Raw genomic sequence first — 21,582 nt, forward strand, 5'->3', positions numbered from 1 at the left:
GCTCAATACATAGTGCGCAAACTGGGCAGATCGGTTCAAGCGCCTATCATCACGGGCGACGTGATCCATCATCGGCCAGAACCGTCAGGCACGGTCGCGTACCCCACTTGGGCTATCGCCGAACCGATTCCGGAACAATCGATTGAAATGCGAGACATTCGAGAATCCAACCTGAGCCGCAATCTCGGACACAGGCCGGTCCGGGAATTTTGTGACGAGCGCAAACGCCCGCTTCAACCTCAATTCGTTCACGCGTGCGGTAAATGATGCCCCCGACTTCTCCAACAGTTCCTGCAGATAGCGCGCCGAGATGTGTTGACGATCGGCAACACCTGCCAGCGACAATCCGGGATCCGTAAAGGATTTTCCGATGAAATCGATGGCAGCGGCCAAACGTGCCGCCGCGACCGCGCCCCTTGCCTGCTGTCGCGTATCGCGGTTGGCGCCGATCATCAGCGCAGCGAAATCGTGAATGTGATTGACAACCGTTTGCTGCAGCGCGGTCTGCTCAAGACCAGGCGCATTCTGAACGAGATCAAGGTACCCGAGAAGCAGCCGCAGCGCCGGATCGTTGTGCGCAATTGGCCGCATGACCGCGCCGTCCAAATCGTGTGTCCGGAGGGCCAGAGCGGCGCGCGGAAACAACAAATGGAGATGTCTTGTGCCGCACAGCAGGGCAGCTTCGCCCGGGCGGACGAACGCCGCATTACCCGGTCCAAGCTCCAATTCGGCACCGCGCTGGGATACGGATGCAGCTTGCCCAAGATTGATGAATAACCCAATCCAGTCCCCACCGTCGGCAGCCAACGCGCGCGTGCGATCGAGGCGCGCCGCGGAGCCATCGCAGGACGCGAGGCGCACACCCGGGAGGTTTTGAAGCACGGCCTCCGCCCTGAACGGAACGTCGTTCGACAAGGGTTCGATATCTACACGTACCAGCGTCCTTCCGAACTCCTCACGCCATCGGGCGAGCCTTTCTCGCTCGGGCAAGTCATCGGTGCTGAAGCGTCGGGGTGCAAATTCGCTGGCACAAGCCATGGGACGGTGCATTCCAATGAGCTTTGGAAGCTAGCGATTCACGCAAAGATTGCAAGATTCGGACTGGTTCCTCACTTCGTAAAAAGCAAAGATCCCACTCGCCTAACATCAAGAATGAGCGCGGATCAATCAACAGGCCTGCGTCATGCTGACGCGCTGTCGCGCAAATCGCAAAGCCTCACTCGTCTTATGTAAACCCATCCGACAACGCTGTTGCCTGCCGACGACAGAAGATCGGCGATCGTTGTGCAAGATTACGCACGACAAGCCGTTTCAGAGGTTACATCCTCGGCTTCTGGAGATTCGAAATGATATCCCAACAAAGCCTCACCAGCCGTTCATTGAAGAATTGGGGTCCGCTGCTCGCCGTCGCCGCCTGCATGTTGGCGCCGAAACCGGCCCATGCGATCCATGCCGTCTGTTCTTTCGTAAACGGCAGCGAACAGCAAGTTCTGATCGTGCAGGACGACGACTGCTCCAATCCCTTCGACCCGTTCTTCGCCGGCCCCCTGCTTTTCGGTGACAGTATTCATGCTGCGCAGGACATGACCGTGGACGGCACCACGACAACGGGCACGACCAACGTCAACGGCAATTCGACCTTTGCCACCGGCACGACGGCTACATTCAATGGAAATGCTGTCTTCAACGGAGGGGTGACCTTTGCGGGCTCCCAGAACTTTTCGGGCATCAACAACACCGGAAACATTTCTACCGACACGTTGAGCACGACAGGCAATGCCACGATCGGAGGCACCCTCAACGTGGCGGGTCTCGCGACGTTCAATGGCATTACCAACACAGGCAATCTGACAACCGACACATTGACGGCAAATACCTCGGTCAACACGCCTCTGATCAACGCAACCAACGCCAACGTGACGACGGCTACGATCACGACTGCTAACGTGACCACTGCCAATGTCACTACGGCGAATATGACCACGGCGAACGTCACGACGGCGAACATCGGCACGGCCAACATCACGACAGCGCTGCAGGTGTCACCCGGCGCCTCGGTCAACATGGGCGCCAACAGAATTCAGAACGTTGCCGCCCCGCTGGCAGGAACGGATGCTGCAAACAAGAGCTATGTTGATGCCAGCCTCTCGGCACTGGGAGGACAGTTCGACCAGGCGCTTGCGGGGGTAAATAGCAGGATCGACGAAATTTCAAATCGGACCACTAAAGCGACGGCCGGCGTCGCCATGGCAATGGCCATGGCAGGCGTGCCAACGGTGCTCCCAAGCGAGCGCGTGGCGTTCACGATGAACTATGGCAACTTCCAGGGACAAAACGGTCTGGCACTCAACGGCGCGGTCCGTCTCAATGATAATCTGCAGTTCACAGGCGGCGTGGGCTACTCGACCAATCAGAACCTCGTTGGCGCGCGCGCAGGCCTGCGCGTCGGATGGTAGGTGTCATGCTGCGCCCCCCCGCTTTATGCCGCCTTCATCCTGGCGCTGTGTGTCATGGTCCTCCGCCCAACCAGCGCTTCGTCGCAGACCAGCATTCCTTCCCAGAACTCGTCGGGCGGTGCAGCTCCTGGCGCCACCCCAACCGAAAGAGCCCCCGCGGCGCCGGCACGAACCAAGGTCCATGTGCCGGTCGACCAAGCTCTGCTGTTGGTGCGTTCAACATTGCTGACGCTCAACGATGCCAACCAGTCCGGAAACTACACGGTCCTGCGGGATCTCGCCTCACGAGAGTTCCAGATTAGAAACACATCCGCCGATCTTGCGCTCGTTTTCGCAGACATGAGAAGGAGCAATCTCAGCTTATTTAGTGTGATGCTGTTGTCACCTCAGCTTTCTGGCACTCCCGACATAGACGCCGACGGGCACCTTCGCATCTCCGGCTACGTTCCAACGAGTCCGCAGCAGGTGAAGTTCGATCTCGTGTTTGAAGCCTCTTCTCGCCAGTGGAAATTGTTGAGCCTCAACATCGCGACCGCGCCCGTCCAGGCTTCATCGGCCGCTCGAGAGCAGCAAAGAAGCGAACCCAAGAAGCAGATGCAGAGTGCAAAGGTCCTGCCGAAAGCTCCGCCCGCGAAAGGAGCTCCGGTAAGATTGGAGGCCGCTCAGAGCCCAGCGCCCCAGCCGGAGGAAGCTTCCAATCGGGAGTGAAATGCACAGGCGGCTTGGCCTGCCTTACCGACTCCGTCTCGGGCGTCGCTGTCCATCCGCCAGCCCGCCTATGGAATAATTGGGGTGAATCTGCTCCTCTGGTCAGGTCATCCGAAGGGGAGTCTTCCGTGTATTGGTGTACGAACGAGGTGGAGCCGCAGGACCGCTTCGACTATTGGCGCGAGGTGCGCGCCAAGGGCCTGTTCGGCGTCACCGCCGAGCTCGAACCCGAACGGCGCGCGGACTTCTTCGGCGAATTCTCGCTGCGCCAGCTTGGCGGCGCCGGCCTCGTCGAGCTGAAGGCTTCGCCCTACGCGGTCGAGCGCAGTGCGTCCGACATCGCCAACGCCCCGGGTGACGCGATTTGCGTCTACCAGCAGCTCGGCAGTGGCGGCTGGTTCGGCGGCATGCGCACAAGCGACTTTTCGATCGCGAGCGGCAGCTTCGCCACCAGCCATACCGACCTGCCCTACCGCACCGCGCCGCTGGGCGCCGGCGGCTTCCATCTCCGGATCCTGAAGATCCCGATGAGCAGCATCCCGGCGCAGGACAAGCGCATGCGCGAGCTGTCGCCCCGCACCTTCAACGATGCAGCCCTGGCGCCCCTGCTCGCTACCTGCCTTGCCGATCTCGGCGAGGCCGGCGCGGATGATGCCGCCGCCGATGCGGCCTCCGTGGTCCAGACCTCCTTGGTTCAAGCTTTGGCCCATCTGGCGCTGATCGAACGCGGCATCGTGCGGCCCGGCAGCCGGCGCGGACAGGCCGCGCTGCGGACCGCCCGCCTCTCACAGGCCCGGCGGCTGATCGCACGCCGTCTGCAAGACCCTCATCTCGCGCCGACCATGGTGGCCGACCTGCTCGGCATCTCCGTGCGTCATCTCCACATGCTGTTCGAGACGGCGGAGAAGAGCTTCTCGCAGACCGTGACCGACGAGCGTCTGAAACAGAGCCGCCGCCTGCTGCGCGACACGCCGGAACGGCTGATCGCCGACATCGCGAGCGCCTGCGGCTTCGAGAGCCTGGCGACCTATTACCGGGTGTTCAACGCCGCCTATGGCATGGCTCCCGGCGACTTCCGGGCCAAGGCTTCGGACGGGCATTAACCCTCGTCTTGGCGGTTCCGGCCGGACCGCTGGAGGAGCGGAAAACCCAAGCCGCGCCCGCAATTTGGGCAAAAACCTCAGGTTTTTTAGGGCCTTCCCGCGTCCGCTCCATTGACTTTGGCCAATTCCTCCCTATGTTCCGGGGCGACGCGGCTCAGATCGAAGAGCGATTCCTGGGCCTTGCGCTTTGTCCGCGTGAGTCAGCACCCCCAGCTTCTTTGAGAGCGCGCCGTTTCGGGGTGGAACGCGACAGCCTTATTACCCTCGATTCCGAACGGCGGTTTCGACCAGAGGCTCAATGTCCTTTTCTCATCTCGGACTGTCCGAAAAAGTCCTCGCCGCAGTGGCGGCCACCGGTTACACCACCCCCACCCCCATTCAGGAACAGGCGATCCCCCACGTGCTCGCACGCAAGGACGTGCTCGGCATCGCCCAGACCGGCACCGGCAAGACCGCGGCCTTCGTGCTGCCGATGCTCACCATCCTCGAAAAGGGCAGAGCCCGGGCGCGCATGCCGCGCACGCTGATCCTCGAGCCGACCCGCGAGCTCGCGGCCCAGGTGAAGGAAAACTTCGACCGCTACGGCGCCGGCCAGAAACTCAACGTCGCCCTCCTGATCGGCGGCGTCTCCTTCGGTGACCAGGATGCCAAGCTGATGCGCGGCGTCGACGTGCTGATCGCAACCCCCGGCCGCCTGCTCGACCATACCGAACGCGGCGGCCTTCTGCTCACCGGCGTCGAGCTGCTCGTCATCGACGAGGCCGACCGCATGCTGGACATGGGCTTCATTCCCGACATCGAACGCATCTGCAAGCTCGTCCCGTTCACGCGGCAGACCCTGTTCTTCACCGCGACCATGCCGCCGGAAATCCGGCGCATCACCGAAGCCTTCCTGCACAATCCGCAGAAGGTCGAGGTCTCCCGGCCCGCCACCACCGCCGTGACAGTCACGCAGGCCCAGGTGCCCGCCGGACGCGAGGCGCACGAGAAGCGCGAGCTGCTTCGCCGCCTGCTACGCGAGGCCAAGGACCTCAAGAACGCGATCATCTTCTGCAATCGCAAGCGCGAGGTGGCGATCGTCCACAAATCGCTTCAGAAGCACGGCTTCAGCGTCGGGGCGCTGCATGGCGACATGGACCAGCCCGCCCGCATGGCCGCGCTCGACCAGTTCCGCAAGGGTGAGCTGCCGCTGCTCGTCGCCTCCGACGTCGCCGCCCGCGGCCTCGACATTCCCGAGGTCAGCCACGTCTTCAATTTCGACGTTCCCCATCACGCCGACGATTACGTCCACCGCATCGGCCGCACCGGCCGCGCCGGGCGAACCGGCACCGCGATCTCGATCGTGACACCGCTCGACCAGAAGTCGATGGCGGCGATCGAAAAGCTGATCGGCCAGAGCATTCCGCGCGCCGAAGGCGATTACGAAGTCCCAGCCGAGGCCGCCGATGCCGGCGAGCGTCCGCGCGAGCAGCGCGGTCGCGAACGTTCACGCGGCGGACGCGGCAAGCCGCAACGCGGCCACGACCGCGAGCGCAGCCACGAGCCGCGCGAGGCAAGACAGCCCGCCGCGGCAAGGCATCGGTCCGACGACAAGCGCCGGGCGGAGCCGCGGCACGATGCGCGCCAGCAGGCCAACACCTCCCATGTGCCCTCGATCGGCCGTCCCGAGCCGCGCCGCCAGCGCGAGATCGACACCGAGCCGGGCGATCACTCGCATCTGCCGGCGTTTCTGCTGCGGCCGGTTCGCTCCCCTGCCGGCGCCTGAAGTGCGCTTCCCGCTTTCGGTTGCAGAAAATCGAAATACACGTTTTTAGAGGTTTCGTGGACGTATATTTACGGGGCGTTCACGATCGTCCGTTAGCCTACGAAGATAATTAATTTAAGCATTGCTGCGGTCGATGGCGCGCCGACCGTTGTGGGGTATGTTCTGTGATCAAGGTGCTCGACGAACACGAACGCACGATGGCGTTCGCCGAGGTGGCGCTCGGTCAGATCCGATCGCTTCGGCAGACGGCAATTCCCCGCAACTATGAGATCTGGTACGTCTACGCCACCGGCTACAACGCGCCGCTCAACAAGATCATCAACGAGACGCTGGCGCGCAGCGGCAAGCTGACCGAAGCCGATCTCGAGCAGATCTACGAGACCTATCTCTCCCACATCAAGACCACCGATCGCATCGACAAGGTCGGCGCGCGCGTCATCGGCGAGATCGACGACGTGATGAAGGTCTTGGGCGAGGCGCTCGGCATGACCGGCGCCTACGATGCCAGCCTGTCGGGCGCGACCGACAAGCTGTCGTCGGCCAAGAGTCGCGACCAGATCAAGGGTATCGTCGAAGCGCTGCTGCGCTCGACCAGCGAGATGCGTCAGACCAACAAGGCGCTGGAAGACCGGCTGACGCTGTCGAAGAACGAGATCAGCAATCTCCAGCAGAGCCTGGAAGCGATCCGCGCCGAGAGCCTGACCGATCCGCTCACCGGCCTCGGCAACCGCAAATATTTCGACCGCATGATCGGCATGGCCGTGCAGAGCGCGCTCGCCTCGGGCGAGCCGCTGTCGCTGCTGCTGTTCGACATCGATCACTTCAAGTCGTTCAACGATTCCTACGGCCATCTCACCGGTGACCAGGTGCTGCGGCTCGTCGGCCTCTCGCTGAAGCAGACCATCAAGGGCCAGGACATTACGGCGCGTTACGGCGGCGAGGAATTCGCGGTCGTGCTGCCCAACACCGCGCTGCGCCAGGCGCTCACCGTGGCCGACCACATCCGCCGCGCCGTGATGGCGAAGGAACTGAAGAAGAAATCGACCGGCGAGATTCTCGGCCGCGTCACCATCTCCGTCGGCGTCTCCATGCTCAAGGAGGGCGACGACACGGACGCGCTGATCGAGCGTGCCGATGCCTGCCTCTACGCCGCCAAGCGCAACGGCCGCAACCGCGTGATTTGCGAAGCCGATCCCGAATACGCGGTCGAGACGCGCAGCCGGGTGGCGTGAGACGGCCGCCGTCCGCGCTTGACATTCCCGCTTGCGGACCGACATCTTCCTCGCCGCCGCGGCGCCTGACGCGGGCATCGAGGACCCATCACCTTGCCCAATCCTCACGATTTCCATACGCCGCAACCGTCCTACACCAGGGACGAGCTGCTGAGATCGAGCGAGGGCGGCTATTTCGGCCCGGGCAATGCGCAGCTGCCGGCACCGCCGATGCTGATGATGGACCGCATCACGGAGATCAGCCTGGACGGCGGCGAGTTCGGCAAGGGCCATGTCGTCGGCGAGTTGGACATCACACCGAGCCACTGGTTCTTCGATTGCCATTATCACGGCGACCCGATGATGCCGGCCTCCCTGGGGCTCGACGCCATGTGGCAGATGATCGGCTACTGGCTCGGCTGGTCGGGCTCTCCGGGCAAGGGCCGCGCCATCGGCGTCGGGGAAGTCGAGTGCACGGGGACCATTACACCCGACACAAAACGCGTGCGTTACGAGGTTGCAATGCGCATGGTCCGGCGCGGCAAGCTGGTGCTCGGAATTGCCGACGGCCGCGTGCTTGCCGACGGCAGCTGCGTCTTCACGGCCAAGGACATGAGGGTCGGCCTGACCAAGGCCGTGGATTGATCGTCAGGCCTTTCGCTTGGCACGCTTTCGAAGCGAACTCTTCCTGGTCACCGTTCTCGACGCTTTCGCAGGCTTGACAGCCTTCTTCGCGGGTTTGCTCGCCGCCTTGTTCGCCTTCGGCCGCTTCTTCACCTTGGCGCGCTGAGCCGCGGCGAGTGCCGCCCTCGCCCACTGGGCAAGCTCTGCAGAATCATCGAACAGGCGCGCGGGCAGCTCCCAGTAGGAGTTGACCAGCACGGTCTTGGCGCGGGTCGCGTACTGGAATGGCTTTGAGCCCTCGGCCTCGAAGTCCGGAATGGTCGTCTCGTCCGCACGGAAGAACAGGCCGGCACGCAGCGACAGCGCGAAATTGACGCCGTCAGCGGAGATGCCGTAGCCGGAGAACATCTTGCGAATCGTGACGGGGCCGAAATCGGCGAACAGATCGATCAGGAATTCGCGGTCCATGGGCACGCTCTCTCGTGCCCCGGACGCGGCGCAGCGTGACAAAAGCGCGCTCCCGCGCGCCTTCGACTCGCTATGGCGCTGATGAGCCGGGGCCCAGTCTTCTGCACCGACGACTATAGCGTGGGTCCCGGCTCTGCGCAGCAGCGCCATAAGCGCGTTTACGCGCGTCTTCGACGGCTATGGCGCTGCAGCGCGTCCGGGACGCGAGAGTACTGAGAAGGCGCTACCCGTCGATCTTGGCCGGCCGCAGCTCGACCGACTCGCCGCAGCCGCAGGCGGAGACCTGGTTGGGATTGTTGAAGACGAACTGGGCCTGCATCTTGTCGGCCTTGTAGTCCATTTCGGTGCCGAGCAGGAACAGCACGGCCTTGGGATCTACCAGGATCTTGACGCCCTTGTCCTCGACGACCTCGTCGGTCGGGCGGATCTCGTGGGCGTATTCGACCGTGTAGGACTGGCCGGCGCAGCCGCCATTCTTTACCCCCACGCGCAGGCCCACGATCTCCGAATCCGCCCGTTGGGTCAGCTCGGTGATGCGCCGGGCAGCAGCGTCCGTCAGCCGCATCACCTGCGGGCGCGGCCGCCGCGGCTTCGGAGTGGAGGATGCTGGTGTCGCCTGGGTCATGTTATCTATGTGGTCCGTTGAGGAGCGAATTCAATGCGGGCTGACACCGTTACCACATGTTGAGCACGAGGCGCGCCTCGTCGCTCATGCGTTCCGGCGACCACGGCGGCTCCCAGACGACCTTGACGTTGACCACGCCGACGCCGGGAACGCTGGCGACCGCGTTCTCGACCATGGTCGGCAGCTCGCCGGCGGCCGGGCAGTTCGGCGTCGTCAGCGTCATCAGCACGTCGACCGAACGATCGTCCTTGATCTCGACCTTATATATCAGGCCGAGCTCGTAGATGTCGGCGGGGATCTCCGGGTCGAACACGGTCTTGAGCCCGGCGATGATCTCGGTCGTGAGACGCTCGGTCTCCTCAGGCGGCAGTGCCGACTGGGTCTCCATCGGATTGGCTTTGACTTCGGCCGTGTCAGTCATGCGAACAAATCCCGCGCCTTCAGCAGCGCCTGTGCCAGATGATCGACTTCTTCCCGCGTATTATACATGCCGAACGAGGCCCGGCAGGTGGCCGTCACGTTGAACCGCTCTAAAAGCGGCATCACGCAATGGGTGCCGGCGCGTACCGCAATGCCCTGGCGGTCAATCACGGTGGCGACGTCATGGGCGTGTGCGCCCTTGAGCTCGAAGGAGATCACCGGGCCCTTGCCGCGCGCCGTGCCGATCAGCCGCAGCGAGTTGATCTCGCGCAAGCGCTCCTGGGCATAGGTGGTGAGATCTTGCTCATGGGCGGCGATGCGCTCCTTGCCGATCGAGTTGACGTAGTCGATGGCAGCGCCAAGGCCGATCGCTTCCACGATAGGCGGGGTGCCGGCTTCGAACTTGTGCGGCGGATCGCCATAGGTGACCCAGTCCTTCGCAACCTCGCGGATCATCTCGCCGCCGCCGTTGAAGGGCCGCATCGCGACAAGGTGCTCATGCTTGGCATAGAGCGCGCCGATGCCGGTCGGGCCATAGATCTTGTGGCCGGTGAACGCGTAGAAATCGCAGTCGAGGTCCTGCACGTCGATGGGCAGATGCACCGCGCCTTGCGCACCGTCGACCAGCACCGGAATGCCGCGATCATGGGCCAGCCGCACCACCTCCTTGATCGGAACGAACGTTCCGAGCGCGTTCGACATCTGGGTGATGGCGACAAGCTTGGTCTTGGGCGTCAGTAGCTTCTCGAACTCGTCGATCAGGAAATTGCCGTCGTCATCGACGGGCGCCCATTTGATCACCGCGCCATGACGTTCCCTGAGGAAGTGCCAGGGCACGATGTTGGAATGGTGCTCCATGATCGAGAGGACGATCTCGTCGCCCTGCTTGATGTTCGGCTCGCCCCAGGACGACGCCACGAGGTTGATGGCCTCGGTGACGTTGCGGGTGAAGATGATTTCCTCGGTACGGCGGGCGTTGACGAACTGCGCGACCTTTGTCCGCGCGCCCTCGTAGGCCTCCGTCGCCGCATTGGCGAGGTAGTGCAGGCCGCGATGCACGTTGGCGTATTCGCTCGTATAGGCCTGCGTCATGCGGTCAAGCACCGACTGCGGCTTCTGCGCCGAAGCCGCGTTGTCGAGGTAGACCAGCTTCTTGCCGTAGACCTGCATGGCGAGCGCCGGAAAGTCCTGGCGCACGCGCGCGACGTCATAGGCGCCGTTCTTGACGGCCGGATGCGTGCTCATGACCGCTGCTCCAGCCAGCGCTCGGCGATGCCGATCACGTGCTCGCGCAAACCGTCATCTGCGATCTGCTCGATCGCCTCGCCCACGAAGGCCTGGATCAGCAGCGCCTGGGCCTGCTTCTCGGGCAGGCCGCGCGCCTTCAGATAGAACAGCAGGCTGTCATCCAGCGCGCCGGCGGTGGCGCCGTGGCCGCAGGAGACGTCGTCGGCAAAAATCTCCAGCTCGGGCTTGTTGTCGGCCTCGGCTTCGTCCGAGAGCAGCAGCGCACGGGTCATCATCTTGCCGTCGGTCTTCTGCGCGTCGGGACGGACGATGATGCGGCCCTGGAACACCGAATGGGCGCGATCGTCGATCACCGCACGGAACGTCTCGCGGCTGACGCAGTTCGGCACGGCATGGTCGACCACCAACGTGGTGTCGCCATGCTCGGTCTTCTTCAGGAGGTTCACGCCGTTGACCGCGAGCTCGCTGCCCTCGCCCGAGAACGTAATGAAGCCCTGCAGCCGGCTGACCGCCGCGCCGGTGGTCATGTTGAAGAAGTTCAGCTTGGTGTTGGCGCCGACGGTGACGAACTGCGAGGTGACGTTCACCGCATCAGGCGCATCATCCATCAGGCGGATATGGGCGACGTCGGCGTCGTCGCCGATCTGGACGATGACGGCGTCGTTGACCTGGTAGGCCTTGGCGCCGGCCGCGACGAAGCTTTCGATGATGGTGGCGCGGGCGCCCTTCCCGACGGCCACCCGCGAGCGCGTGAAGGCCGACGCCGAAGCGGCAGTTGCGACATGGATGATCTGGACCGGCGCAGAGAGCTGCGCACCATCGGCAATCGAGAGCACCACGCCGTCGGTCGCCAGCGCCGCGTTGAGCGCGATCACGGCATCGGTGGACGCGGTCTTGAGGAGACCGGCATCCTTGTCCAGCATCTCCCGCAGAGCTTTGAGGGTTACTTCAGAGGCCAGCGCCTTCACATCGGACAGATCGGCCGCGAACACGCCGTCGACCAGCACCAGCTTGCAGGCGCCTGCGATTGCCTGCGCCTTGACGGCGTCCGCGGCGCGCTTCAGCGCAGCCGCATCGGGCGCGGCCGCCAGCGGCAACACCTCACCGACCAGCGCGCGCAGATCCGTGTATTTCCATTCCTCGATCCGGCGGTGCGGCAGGCCGAGACGCTCATAGCTCTCGAACGCCTCGCGGCGCGCCGCGATCACGTCAGGCGAACCCGGCAAGCGGCCTTCGGCGCTGGCGAAGAGATCACTCACCGCGCGGCCGTTCCCGGTCTTTGCCACAGCAACGTTCATCGCAAAATTCCTTACGCGGCGTCCTCGAACTGGGTGTAGCCGGAAGCTTCCAGCTCGAGCGCCAGGTCCTTGCCGCCGCTCTTCACGACGCGGCCCTTCGACATCACGTGCACGAAATCGGGCACGATGTAGTTGAGCAGCCGCTGATAGTGGGTGATGACGACCATCGCGCGCCCCGGCGAGCGCAGCGCGTTGACGCCGTCGGCCGCAATGCGCAGCGCATCGATGTCGAGGCCGGAATCCATCTCGTCGAGGATGCACAGGCTCGGCTCGAACAGCGCCATCTGCAGCACCTCGTTGCGCTTCTTCTCACCGCCGGAGAAGCCGACATTGACGCCGCGCTTGAGCATGTCCTGGGGGATGTTCAGCGACTTCGAGACCTCGCGGACCTTCTTCAGGAAATCCGGAGTCGAATATTCGCTCTCGCCGCGCGCCTTGCGCTGCGCGTTCAGCGCGGTGCGCAGGAACGTCATGGTGGCAACGCCGGGAATCTCGACCGGATACTGGAACGCCAGGAACACGCCCTTGGCAGCGCGCTCGTCCGGCTCCATCTCCAGCAGGTCCTCGCCCTTGAACAGGATCTGGCCGTCGGTGACCTCGTAGCCGGGCTTGCCGGCGATGACATGCGAGAGCGTCGACTTGCCGGAGCCGTTCGGCCCCATGATCGCGTGCACCTCGCCCTCGTTCACGGTCAGCGACAGCCCATGGAGGATCTCACGTTCCTCGACACGAACCTTGAGGTCTTTCACTTCAAGCAAAGCCATCTTGTATCCAGTCTATCAATTGATGTTGGAGCGCAAGGTGCGCACCGCTGGGGTCGGCGATCAGCCGACCGATCCCTCGAGCGAGATCGAGATCAGCTTCTGCGCTTCCACCGCGAACTCCATCGGCAGTTGCTGCAGCACGTCCTTGACGAAGCCGTTGACGACGAGGCCGACCGCTTCTTCCTGGCTGAGCCCGCGCTGGATGCAGTAGAACAGCACGTCCTCGGAGATCTTGGAGGTCGTCGCCTCGTGCTCGAACGTCGCCGAGGAGTTCTTGGCCTCGATGTAGGGCACGGTGTGCGCGCCGCATTTGTCGCCGATCAGCAGCGAGTCGCAGGCGGTGAAGTTGCGCGCGCCGGTCGCCTTGCGATGCGCGGTGACGAGACCGCGATAGGTGTTCTGCGACTTGCCGGCGGCGATGCCCTTGGAGATGATGCGGCTCGACGTGTTCTTGCCGAGATGGATCATCTTGGTGCCGGAATCGACCTGCTGGAATCCGTTCGAGATCGCGATCGAGTAGAACTCGCCGCGGGAGTTGTCGCCGCGCAGGATGCAGCTCGGATATTTCCAGGTGATCGCAGATCCCGTTTCGACCTGGGTCCACGAGATCTTCGAATGGGCGCCGCGGCAGTCGCCACGCTTGGTGACGAAATTGTAGATGCCGCCCTTGCCTTCCGAATTGCCGGGGTACCAGTTCTGCACCGTCGAATATTTGATCTCGGCATCGTCGAGCGCGACGAGCTCGACCACGGCGGCGTGCAGCTGGTTCTCGTCGCGCTGCGGCGCGGTGCAGCCTTCGAGATAGGAGACGTAGGAGCCCTTGTCGGCGATGATCAGCGTGCGCTCGAACTGGCCGGTATTGCGCTCGTTGATGCGGAAATAGGTCGACAGCTCCATCGGGCAGCGCACCCCCGGCGGCACGTAGACGAACGAGCCGTCGGAGAAAACCGCCGAATTCAAGGTCGCGTAGAAATTGTCGGAGGTCGGGACAACCGAGCCGAGATATTTCTGCACCAGTTCCGGGTGCTCGCGGATCGCCTCCGAGATCGGCATGAAGATCACGCCGGCCTTCTTCAGCTCGGCCTTGAAGGTGGTCGCAACCGAGACCGAATCGAAGACGGCATCGACCGCGATCTTGCGCTGCGCCGGATCCTGCTCGCCCACCTTGGGCTCGATACCCTCGAGCATCGCGACTTCCCGCAGGGGAATGCCGAGCTTCTCGTAGGTCTTCAGGATCTCCGGATCGATCTCGTCGAGCGAGGTGACCGTCTTCTTCGGTTTCGGTGCCGCATAATAGTGGATGTCCTGGAAGTCGATCTTGGGATATTCGACGCGGGCCCAGGTCGGCTCGGTCATGGTCAGCCAGCGCCGATAGGCTTCCAGCCGCCACTGGAGCATCCAGGCGGGTTCGTTCTTTTTCTGCGAGATGAATTTTACGATCTCTTCCGACAGCCCCTTGGGGGCCTTCTCGGAGTCGATCAGGGTCTCAAACCCATAACGATACTGGTCGACGTCGATGCGCTTCACGCGCTCGACCGTCTCTTGTACGGCTGGCATTCCATCCTCCGCTCGCGGTTTCAAGGACCGCGGTGGATCAAACTCGGACGAGTATTACGATATTTCTCAGCGGAAAGCACGGGCTTAGAACCGTTCAAGCCGTGTTTCGTCGCTTAGCCCTTAAGTAGGGTATTACCAAGCTTTCGCCAAGCCTCTAACGCCCTATTGATGTGCTCTGGTTCCGTGGACCAGCCCAGACTGAGACGCACCGCTCCCTGGGCCACCGCCGGATCATAGCCCATCGCAGAAAGGACGTGGGATGGCTGGACTTTGCCTGAGGAACAGGCGGATCCAGAGGAGACGGCGATGCCCTCCAGATCGAAGCCGATCACGGCGGTTTCGGCCTTCAGGCCTGGCGCGGTGAAAAGCACGGTATTCGGCAACCGCGCCACGCCGTCCGCAAAGATCGTCGCCCCGGCAATTCCGCGCAAGCCATTTTCCAAATGATCTCTGAGGTTTGTCATGCGCTTCGCATCCTCCGGCAGAGCCTGAAGCGCGGCCTTCACCGCCGCGCCGAAGCCGGCGATCCCCGCGACGTTCTCGGTTCCGGCGCGACGGTTGAGCTCCTGCCCGCCACCCCGCAATGCCGGCTCCAGGCCGCCTATCCCTTCGCTCATCACCAATGCGCCAACCCCCTTGGGGCCGCCGATCTTGTGCGCAGAGAAGGTCGCAAGGTCAGCGCCTACCAAATTGATATCGAACGGGACTTTTCCCAGCGCCTGGATCGCATCGACGTGCAGGAGACCGCCGGACTCGTGGACGATCGTTGCAGCCTCGGCGACGGGCTGGAGCGCTCCGGTCTCGTTGTTGGCGGCCATGATCGAGACCAGGGCTGGCGGGCCGTCCTTGAGCTGCGCCTTCAGATGATCGAGGTCGACCACCCCGGAGCGCGTGACCTGGATCAGGCCGATCTTGTCCGCCGGGAATCGGCCGCCGGCCAGCACCGATACATGCTCAACCGCAGAGACCAGCAGCCGCTCGACCTGGCCGCCAGAGCGCCCCCGCAAACCCGGCGAGAGCGCCAGCGCATTGGCCTCGGTTCCAGCGGAGGTGAAGACGACGTTGCGCGGCTGCGCGCCGACCGCAGCTGCCAGCGTGGCGCGGGCCTCCTCGACCAGCCTTCGCGCCTCCCGCCCCTCGGCATGGACCGAGGAGGGATTGCCGGTCAGATCGTAGGCAGCCAGAATCGCAGCCCGCGCTTCCGGGCGGAGCGGCGTGGTCGCATTCCAATCGAGATAGACCCGGGTTCGCATTGAGTAGGATATTACCTCACGTCGCGGAGATCTTTCGCGCCGTCCCGACATGGGCTGCAGGCACGGACTTGGCAACCCAATTCCGAATGAGCGGCCGGCGTGACGCGCTCATGACACGCTAACGCCTTGAGCCCATTGGTTGATGTTCAAGATGCTTGCTTTTTGACCCTCAGCCTATGTTAGAACGCGCACCGTCAAGTCACCGCGCGCTCTCAGCGCATCACCGCAAGGCGCGCCTTCTCACCCGTCCTTCGCGCTTCGGTCGGCATCTGCCGACGAGGCCGCAATCGGTTGATTGCTAGGGATCATCTCTCCAGGAAATCAATCAAGAGATCACCGATGCCCGAAGTCATTTTCACCGGCCCTGCTGGCCGTCTCGAAGGCCGCTACCACCCGGCCAAGCAGAAGAACGCGCCGATCGCGATGATCCTGCATCCGCATCCGCAGTTCCACGGCACGATGAACCATCAGATCGTGTACCAGTGCTACTACGCCTTCGCGCATCGCGGCTTCTCGGTGCTGCGCTTCAACTTCCGCGGCGTCGGCCGCAGCCAGGGCTCGTTCGACCACGGCACCGGTGAATTGTCGGATGCGGCGGCCGCGCTCGACTGGGCGCAGACCATCAATCCCGAGGCGCGCGCCTGCTGGGTCGCCGGCTTCTCCTTCGGCGCCTGGATCGGCATGCAGCTTTTGATGCGCCGCCCCGAGGTCGAGGGCTTCATCTCGATCGCGCCGCCGGCCAATCTCTACGACTTCTCCTTCCTCGCACCCTGCCCGTCGTCGGGCCTGATCGTGCATGGCGAGAAGGATGCGGTGGTGCCGCCCAAGGACGTCAACACCCTGGTCGAGAAGCTGAAGACACAGAAGGGCATCGTGATCGACCAGCAGATCATTCCTGGCGCCAATCACTTCTTCGATTCCAAGCTCGAGCCGTTGATGGAGACCATCACGGCCTATCTCGACATGCGCCTTGCCAACGTGCGGTGAGTCTGCAGCTCAAGCCAGCTTGAGAGCGACGATCCCCATCAAGACGAGCGCGATGCCTGCAAGCTTCATCGCGCTCAAGGTCTCGCCGAACAGCACCACCCCCATCAGAAAGGTGCCGGCCGCGCCGATCCCGGTCCACACCGAATAGGCAATGCCGACCTCGAGCACCTTCAAGGCGCGCCCGAGCAGGAAGACGAAAGCGGCGAGCAACACCAGCGAAGCGATGCTCCAGCCGATGCGGGTGTAGCCTTCCGCATATTTCATCGAGATCGCCCAGCCGACATCGAGCGCGCCGGCGATCACGAGCATGAGCCAGGCCATCGACGGCGACATCCGCGTGCTCTCAGGCCGCGAGCTTGAGCAGATGCGCGTCGTGGCGGACGAGGAAGGCCCGCAGCAATTGCGGATAGTCCGCGCCGACCGCGCTGCGCACGCTCGGGCGTTTCGCGAGCTCCGCGCGCCAGGCACGGACCTTCGGCACATCGTTGAAGATGCCGTGCTCCGTCAGTTCGTCGAACAGGTCGAAGTAGCGGAAGATCGGCGCGAACACGGCGTCGACCAGACTGAACGCATTGCCGGCGAAAAACGGGCCTGCGCCGAGCGCGGCTTCGACGCGCGCAAATTTCGCAACGAGCGCCTGGCGCTTGCTTTCGAACGTCGCCGGATCGGTCGTCGTCTCCAGCCCCCAGAGGTCGCCAAGGATCGCCGAGCCGAACTCCATCCAGGCGCGGTGCTCGGCACGCTGCAGCGCATCCCCCGGATGCAGCCTCACGCCGCCTTGCGTCTCCTCGATGTACTCGCAGATCACGTTGCTCTCGAAGAGCGCGACCTCGCCCTTGTCGGTCGTCACCACCAGCACCGGCACCTTGCCGAGCGGCGAGAGCTTGAGAAACCAGTCGGGCTTGTTGGCGAGATCGATATCGATCCGCTCGAACGGCACCCCCTTTTCCTTCAGCGCGATCACGGCACGCTGCACGTAAGGGCAAAGCTTGTGGCTGATCAGTTTCAGTGATGCGGTCATGGCGCGATCCCGGCGGTTAGATGCAACTGCATCCAAAATAGATGCGTTTGCATCCCGCCGTCAAGAATAGATGCATTTGCATCAACCGCCTGTGACCTCAGGCAGTCATGGTCAGGGTCTGGCGATCACCCCGCCGGTCATCGGCATCGGCACGCCCGTGGTCGTGGGATAGGACAGTGGCAGGCCTTTCAGGCCACGCGCCGCGAGGAAGCCGAAGGCCTGCGCCTCGATGGCATCGGAAGCCCAGCCGAGCGTCTCGGCGGCCTCGACTGTGGCCGAGCCCACCCGCTCCCGCAGCATCCGCAGCATGGTGAGATTGCGGGCGCCGCCGCCGCACACGATCCAGCTCCGCGGCCGGCGCGGCAAGAGCGGGATGACGCGGGCGATCGCGGCGGCGGTGAACGCGGTCAGCGTCGCGGCGCCGTCGGCCGGTGCCACCTCACCGAGCTTGAGCACGGCAAAATCGTTGCGGTCGAGCGATTTCGGCGGCGGGCTTGTGAAGAACGGCAGCTCCAGCGCCCGGGCGATCCAGGCTTCATCCACCTTGCCGAGTGCTGCGAATTTGCCTTCAGCATCGAACGCCTTGTTCATGGTGCGGTACATGAAATCGTCGAGCAGCGCGTTGCCGGGGCCGGTGTCGCAGGCGATCAGCGTGTCGTTGCCGTCGATATAGGTGATGTTGGAGACGCCGCCGATATTGACCACGACGATCGGCCCCTCGCGCTCGAGCGAATGTGCCAGTGCCCGGTGGTAGACCGGCACGAGCGGCGCGCCCTGCCCGCCGGCCTCGACATCGGCGGCGCGGAAATCATGCATCACGGGGATATGGATGGCCCTGACCAGCGCCGGCGCGTCGCCAATCTGCACCGTCAGCCGTCTTTCGGGCCGGTGCAGCACGGTCTGGCCGTGGAAGCCGACAATGTCGATGTCCTCCGCCCTCATCCGGTTCTGGGCGAGGAAGGCGGCGACCGCCTCGGCATGGGCCCGCGTCACCGCACGCTCGGCCTCGGCCAGAATGCCCGGGCGGGCGTCGCGTTGCTGCAGATGCACGGCCTCGCTCAGCGCCTGACGCAGCAGGTTGCGCTCGGCCGGGCTGTACGGCCGGTAACCGGATGGCCCGAACGCCTTCAGATGTTTTCCGTCGGTTTCGATCAGCGCGACATCCACCCCATCCAGCGAGGTGCCGCTCATCAAACCGAGTGTCGTCAACATCATGGATCAGCGTCCTCAAGAGACCCGCCCTGGCATGCCGATCTTGTGCCAGAGGGACACATCTTATAATGCCACAGCGCCAAGTGGCGGGCAGCAATCGAGTTCCCATGCAAGACCCTTAAATTGCCCCCAAAACAGTAAACCAAGAATTGTCAGGCACGCCGACAGATGACTGCATTTAAATCGGATTTCCTCAACACCCTGCAGGAACGTGGATTCATCCACCAATGCTCCGATTTCGAGGGGCTCGATGCGCTTGCCGCCAAGGGCGAAGCCATCGCCTATGTCGGCTACGATTGCACCGCCCGCTCGCTGCATATCGGCAATTACCTGACCATGATGATGCTGCACTGGCTGCAGCAGTCCGGCAACAAGCCGATCACGCTGATGGGCGGCGGCACCACCATGGTGGGCGATCCCTCCGGCAAGGACGAGACGCGCGCGATGCGCACCATTGCCGAGATCGAGGCCAACAAGGAATCGATCCGCGGCGTGTTCGCCAAGGTGCTGCGCTATGGCGAGGGCAAGAGCGACGCCATCATGCTCGACAATGCGGAGTGGCTGACCAAGCTGAACTGGATCGAGATGCTGCGCGACATCGGCCGGCATTTCTCGGTCAACCGCATGCTGACCATGGACTCCGTTCGGCTGCGTCTCGAGCGCGAGCACGAGATGAGCTTCATCGAGTTCAACTACATGGTCTGCCAGGCCTACGACTTCGTCGAGCTCGCCAAGCGCACCGGCTGCCGCCTCCAGATGGGCGGCTCGGATCAGTGGGGCAACATCATCATGGGCGTCGATCTCGGCCGCCGCATGGGCACGCACCAGCTGTTCGCGCTGACGACACCGCTGCTGACGACCGCGTCGGGCGCCAAGATGGGCAAGACCGCGCAAGGCGCGGTCTGGCTCAACGCCGACCAGTTCTCGCCCTATGACTTCTGGCAATACTGGCGCAACACCGAGGACGCCGATGTCGGCAAGTTCCTAAAACTGTTCACGACACTGCCGCTCGCCGAGATCAAGAAGCTCGAGGCGCTCGGCGGCTCGGAGATCAACGAGGCCAAGAAGGTGCTCGCGACCGAGGCAACGGCGCTGCTGCACGGCCGCGACGCCGCGAACGAAGCTGCGGAGACCGCACGCCGCACCTTCGAGGAAGGCGCGCTCGCCGAGAGCCTGCCGACGGTGGAAATTCCGCGCGGCGAGCTCGACACCGGGCTTGGCGTGCTCAGCGCTTTCGTGAAGGCAGGCCTCGTCGCCTCCAACGGCGAAGCGAGGCGCCAGATCAAGGGCGGCGGCCTGCGCGTCAACGATGCGCCCGTTACCGACGAGAAGATGGCCCTGTCGGCGGGCAATCTGACGCCGGAAGGCGTGATCAAGCTGTCCTTCGGCAAGAAGAAGCACGTGCTCATCAGGCCTGCATAGGCGTATGAGCTTTTGATGCTTGTCAGGGCGCACCGAAGCGCGCTCCCTGACGGCAATGGACCAGAACACGCCCAGGGAACAAGGTGGGGCAGCTCAGCGAGATGCGGTACGCACCGCACTCGTGGTGCTCGGGTTGTGCTTTACGCTGGCTGTTCTTGGCCGCGGCTTAAGCGAGAGCTTCACCGTCTTCCTCAAGCCGATTTCCGAAAATCTTGGCTGGGATCGCGCCCAGGCCGTCTCGATCTACTCACTGACGTGGCTCATCAGCGGGCTGACAGCGCCGCTGGTCGGCCGCCTGTTCGATCATTCCGGTCCGAGCATCGTGTATGCGCTCGGCCTGTTCCTGCTTGGCTCCGCCTTCCTGATCGCGGGCCAAGCGCACGCACTCTGGCAATTCCAGCTCTCGATCGGCGTTTGCGTCGGCATCGGCGTCGCCTTCATCGGCAATGTGCCCAATTCGATCCTGCTCGGCCGCTGGTTCGGCCCAAAGCTGCCGACCGCCATGGCGGTGGTCTATTCGGCGATGGGCGGCGGCGTGCTGGCCTTGCTGCCGGCCTCGCAGCTCCTGATCGATCATCTCGGCTGGCGCGAGACCTACCAGGTCTACGGCCTCGCCGCGCTCGCGCTGCTGGTGCCGCTGCTGCTGCTGCCCTGGCGCATGTTCGCGGCCGGCTCGCCGCACGTCTCCAAGAAGAGCGATCCGGATTTCGTCGACAGCGGCTGGACGCTTGTGAGCGCGATGCGTCATCATGCCTTCTGGGCGCTGTTCTCGACCTTCTTCTTCACCGCGGTCGGCATGTATTCGATCGCGGCGCAGATCGTGGCGTATCTGATCGACGCCGGCTTCCCGCCGCTCCAGGCTGCGACCGCATGGGGCTTCTCCGGCGTCGTCCTGGTGTTCGGCATGCTCGGCGTCTCCGTGCTCGACGGCCTGATCGGGCGCCGGCCGTCGGTGCTGCTCAGCTACGCGATCTCGATCCTCGGCATCGTTCTGCTCTGGCTGCTGCAGCATTATCCCAACGTCGTCCTGCTCACCGGCTTCGTCGTCTGCTTCGGCAGCATGATGGGCTCCCGCGGGCCGCTGATCACCGCAACCGCGATGAAGATTTTTCGTGGCAAGCGCGTTGGCACGATCTACGGCACGATCTCGATCGGCAGCGGCCTCGGCTCGGCCTTCGGCTCATGGAGCGGCGGCCTGATTCACGATGCCACGCACGGCTACAATCTCCTGCTCGTCTTCGCACTTGCGAGCGTCGTGCTGGGCATGATTCCGTTCCTGGTCGTCCCCGCTTTGCGGGAGTAGGTCTCTCAGAGGTAACCTGCGCGAATTCACGTCACCGGGGAACTACTGACGGCTACGGCGTGAACTCGCGCAAAAAATGCGAGTCGCGCGAGGCTGAAGGCCGGGGCTGCGGTGTTTTGTGGACATGACGAAAATGT

The 21,582-nt window shown here is 63.6% G+C and carries 21 protein-coding genes; 9 read left to right on the plus strand and 12 right to left on the minus strand.

The genetic code is table 11. The annotated features are described in order from the left end of the window. Nucleotides 1–84: 84 nt before the first annotated feature. Nucleotides 85–1,050, minus strand: coding sequence for an AraC family transcriptional regulator (locus EAV90_RS05700; RefSeq protein ID WP_129142841.1), 966 nt, complete (start codon nucleotides 1,048–1,050; stop codon nucleotides 85–87). A 296-nt stretch (nucleotides 1,051–1,346) separates the two neighbouring features. Here EAV90_RS05700 and EAV90_RS05705 point away from each other — a divergent pair, with 296 nt between their 5' ends. The 6 genes from EAV90_RS05705 to fabA all read left to right on the plus strand — a co-directional run bounded on the left by EAV90_RS05705 (nucleotide 1,347) and on the right by fabA (nucleotide 7,888). After that, nucleotides 1,347–2,456: a YadA-like family protein gene (locus EAV90_RS05705; RefSeq protein ID WP_122403401.1), complete on the plus strand. Its 1,110-nt coding sequence runs from the start codon at nucleotides 1,347–1,349 to the stop codon at nucleotides 2,454–2,456. Nucleotides 2,457–2,510: 54 nt separating this feature from the next. Continuing rightward, nucleotides 2,511–3,164 carry a hypothetical protein gene (locus EAV90_RS05710; RefSeq protein WP_129142842.1) on the plus strand — a complete coding sequence of 218 codons (654 nt, stop codon included), beginning with the start codon at nucleotides 2,511–2,513 and terminating at the stop codon, nucleotides 3,162–3,164. Between the two features lie 128 nt (nucleotides 3,165–3,292). Further along, nucleotides 3,293–4,267 carry a helix-turn-helix transcriptional regulator gene (locus EAV90_RS05715; RefSeq protein ID WP_122403403.1) on the plus strand — a complete coding sequence of 325 codons (975 nt, stop codon included), beginning with the start codon at nucleotides 3,293–3,295 and terminating at the stop codon, nucleotides 4,265–4,267. 298 nt (nucleotides 4,268–4,565) lie between these two features. Continuing rightward, nucleotides 4,566–6,032, plus strand: coding sequence for a DEAD/DEAH box helicase (locus tag EAV90_RS05720; protein WP_122403404.1), 1,467 nt, complete (start codon nucleotides 4,566–4,568; stop codon nucleotides 6,030–6,032). Between the two features lie 164 nt (nucleotides 6,033–6,196). Continuing rightward, nucleotides 6,197–7,264, plus strand: coding sequence for a GGDEF domain-containing protein (locus tag EAV90_RS05725; protein ID WP_122403405.1), 1,068 nt, complete (start codon nucleotides 6,197–6,199; stop codon nucleotides 7,262–7,264). A gap of 93 nt (nucleotides 7,265–7,357) precedes the next feature. Then, the gene (gene fabA / locus EAV90_RS05730) at nucleotides 7,358–7,888 is read left to right on the plus strand and encodes a bifunctional 3-hydroxydecanoyl-ACP dehydratase/trans-2-decenoyl-ACP isomerase (RefSeq protein ID WP_122403406.1); all 531 of its coding nucleotides are present in this window, start codon (nucleotides 7,358–7,360) and stop codon (nucleotides 7,886–7,888) included. A 3-nt stretch (nucleotides 7,889–7,891) separates the two neighbouring features. Here fabA and EAV90_RS05735 read toward each other — a convergent pair whose 3' ends face one another. The 8 genes from EAV90_RS05735 to EAV90_RS05770 form a co-directional block, all read right to left on the minus strand. Next, entirely contained in the window at nucleotides 7,892–8,335 is a 444-nt protein-coding gene (locus tag EAV90_RS05735) for a TfoX/Sxy family protein (protein ID WP_129142843.1), read from the minus strand. A gap of 223 nt (nucleotides 8,336–8,558) precedes the next feature. Beyond that, on the minus strand, nucleotides 8,559–8,960 hold the full coding sequence (locus EAV90_RS05740) for a HesB/IscA family protein (RefSeq protein ID WP_122403408.1): 402 nt from the start codon (nucleotides 8,958–8,960) through the stop codon (nucleotides 8,559–8,561). Between the two features lie 49 nt (nucleotides 8,961–9,009). Continuing rightward, nucleotides 9,010–9,381, minus strand: coding sequence for an SUF system Fe-S cluster assembly protein (locus EAV90_RS05745; RefSeq protein ID WP_122403409.1), 372 nt, complete (start codon nucleotides 9,379–9,381; stop codon nucleotides 9,010–9,012). Then, nucleotides 9,378–10,625, minus strand: coding sequence for a cysteine desulfurase (locus EAV90_RS05750; RefSeq protein WP_122403410.1), 1,248 nt, complete (start codon nucleotides 10,623–10,625; stop codon nucleotides 9,378–9,380). Before EAV90_RS05750 ends, EAV90_RS05745 begins: the two co-directional genes overlap by 4 nt. Continuing rightward, the gene (sufD, locus tag EAV90_RS05755) at nucleotides 10,622–11,926 is read right to left on the minus strand and encodes a Fe-S cluster assembly protein SufD (RefSeq protein ID WP_129142844.1); all 1,305 of its coding nucleotides are present in this window, start codon (nucleotides 11,924–11,926) and stop codon (nucleotides 10,622–10,624) included. Before sufD ends, EAV90_RS05750 begins: the two co-directional genes overlap by 4 nt. Before the next feature lie 11 nt (nucleotides 11,927–11,937). Beyond that, nucleotides 11,938–12,690, minus strand: a complete 753-nt coding sequence (sufC, locus tag EAV90_RS05760) for a Fe-S cluster assembly ATPase SufC (RefSeq protein WP_122403412.1) — start codon at nucleotides 12,688–12,690, stop codon at nucleotides 11,938–11,940. A 60-nt stretch (nucleotides 12,691–12,750) separates the two neighbouring features. Next, nucleotides 12,751–14,247 (minus strand): Fe-S cluster assembly protein SufB, encoded by a 1,497-nt coding sequence (gene sufB, locus EAV90_RS05765; RefSeq protein WP_122403413.1) that lies wholly within the window; start codon nucleotides 14,245–14,247, stop codon nucleotides 12,751–12,753. Between the two features lie 113 nt (nucleotides 14,248–14,360). Beyond that, nucleotides 14,361–15,500, minus strand: a complete 1,140-nt coding sequence (locus tag EAV90_RS05770) for a cysteine desulfurase family protein (protein WP_122403414.1) — start codon at nucleotides 15,498–15,500, stop codon at nucleotides 14,361–14,363. 339 nt (nucleotides 15,501–15,839) lie between these two features. Between EAV90_RS05770 and EAV90_RS05775 the strand changes: the two genes are divergently transcribed. Then, nucleotides 15,840–16,487, plus strand: coding sequence for an alpha/beta hydrolase (locus tag EAV90_RS05775; protein ID WP_025036034.1), 648 nt, complete (start codon nucleotides 15,840–15,842; stop codon nucleotides 16,485–16,487). 9 nt (nucleotides 16,488–16,496) lie between these two features. On the opposite strand, the gene EAV90_RS05780 is transcribed toward EAV90_RS05775, so the two are convergent. From EAV90_RS05780 to EAV90_RS05790, 3 genes are all read right to left on the minus strand, one after another. Further along, a complete protein-coding gene (locus EAV90_RS05780) occupies nucleotides 16,497–16,820 on the minus strand; it encodes a DMT family transporter (protein WP_122403415.1) in 324 nt (107 codons plus the stop codon). A gap of 10 nt (nucleotides 16,821–16,830) precedes the next feature. Next, the gene (locus EAV90_RS05785) at nucleotides 16,831–17,508 is read right to left on the minus strand and encodes a glutathione S-transferase family protein (protein ID WP_122403416.1); all 678 of its coding nucleotides are present in this window, start codon (nucleotides 17,506–17,508) and stop codon (nucleotides 16,831–16,833) included. Between the two features lie 111 nt (nucleotides 17,509–17,619). After that, on the minus strand, nucleotides 17,620–18,723 hold the full coding sequence (locus tag EAV90_RS05790; RefSeq protein ID WP_122403417.1) for an anhydro-N-acetylmuramic acid kinase: 1,104 nt from the start codon (nucleotides 18,721–18,723) through the stop codon (nucleotides 17,620–17,622). Between the two features lie 165 nt (nucleotides 18,724–18,888). On the opposite strand from EAV90_RS05790, the gene tyrS reads away from it, so the two are divergent. Then, nucleotides 18,889–20,142, plus strand: coding sequence for a tyrosine--tRNA ligase (tyrS, locus tag EAV90_RS05795; protein WP_129142845.1), 1,254 nt, complete (start codon nucleotides 18,889–18,891; stop codon nucleotides 20,140–20,142). A 55-nt stretch (nucleotides 20,143–20,197) separates the two neighbouring features. Continuing rightward, nucleotides 20,198–21,445 carry an MFS transporter gene (locus EAV90_RS05800; RefSeq protein ID WP_122403419.1) on the plus strand — a complete coding sequence of 416 codons (1,248 nt, stop codon included), beginning with the start codon at nucleotides 20,198–20,200 and terminating at the stop codon, nucleotides 21,443–21,445. Nucleotides 21,446–21,582: the final 137 nt, after the last annotated feature.

It is taken from the genome of Bradyrhizobium vignae, assembly GCF_004114425.1.
In the GTDB taxonomy this organism is placed as follows: domain Bacteria; phylum Pseudomonadota; class Alphaproteobacteria; order Rhizobiales; family Xanthobacteraceae; genus Bradyrhizobium; species Bradyrhizobium vignae.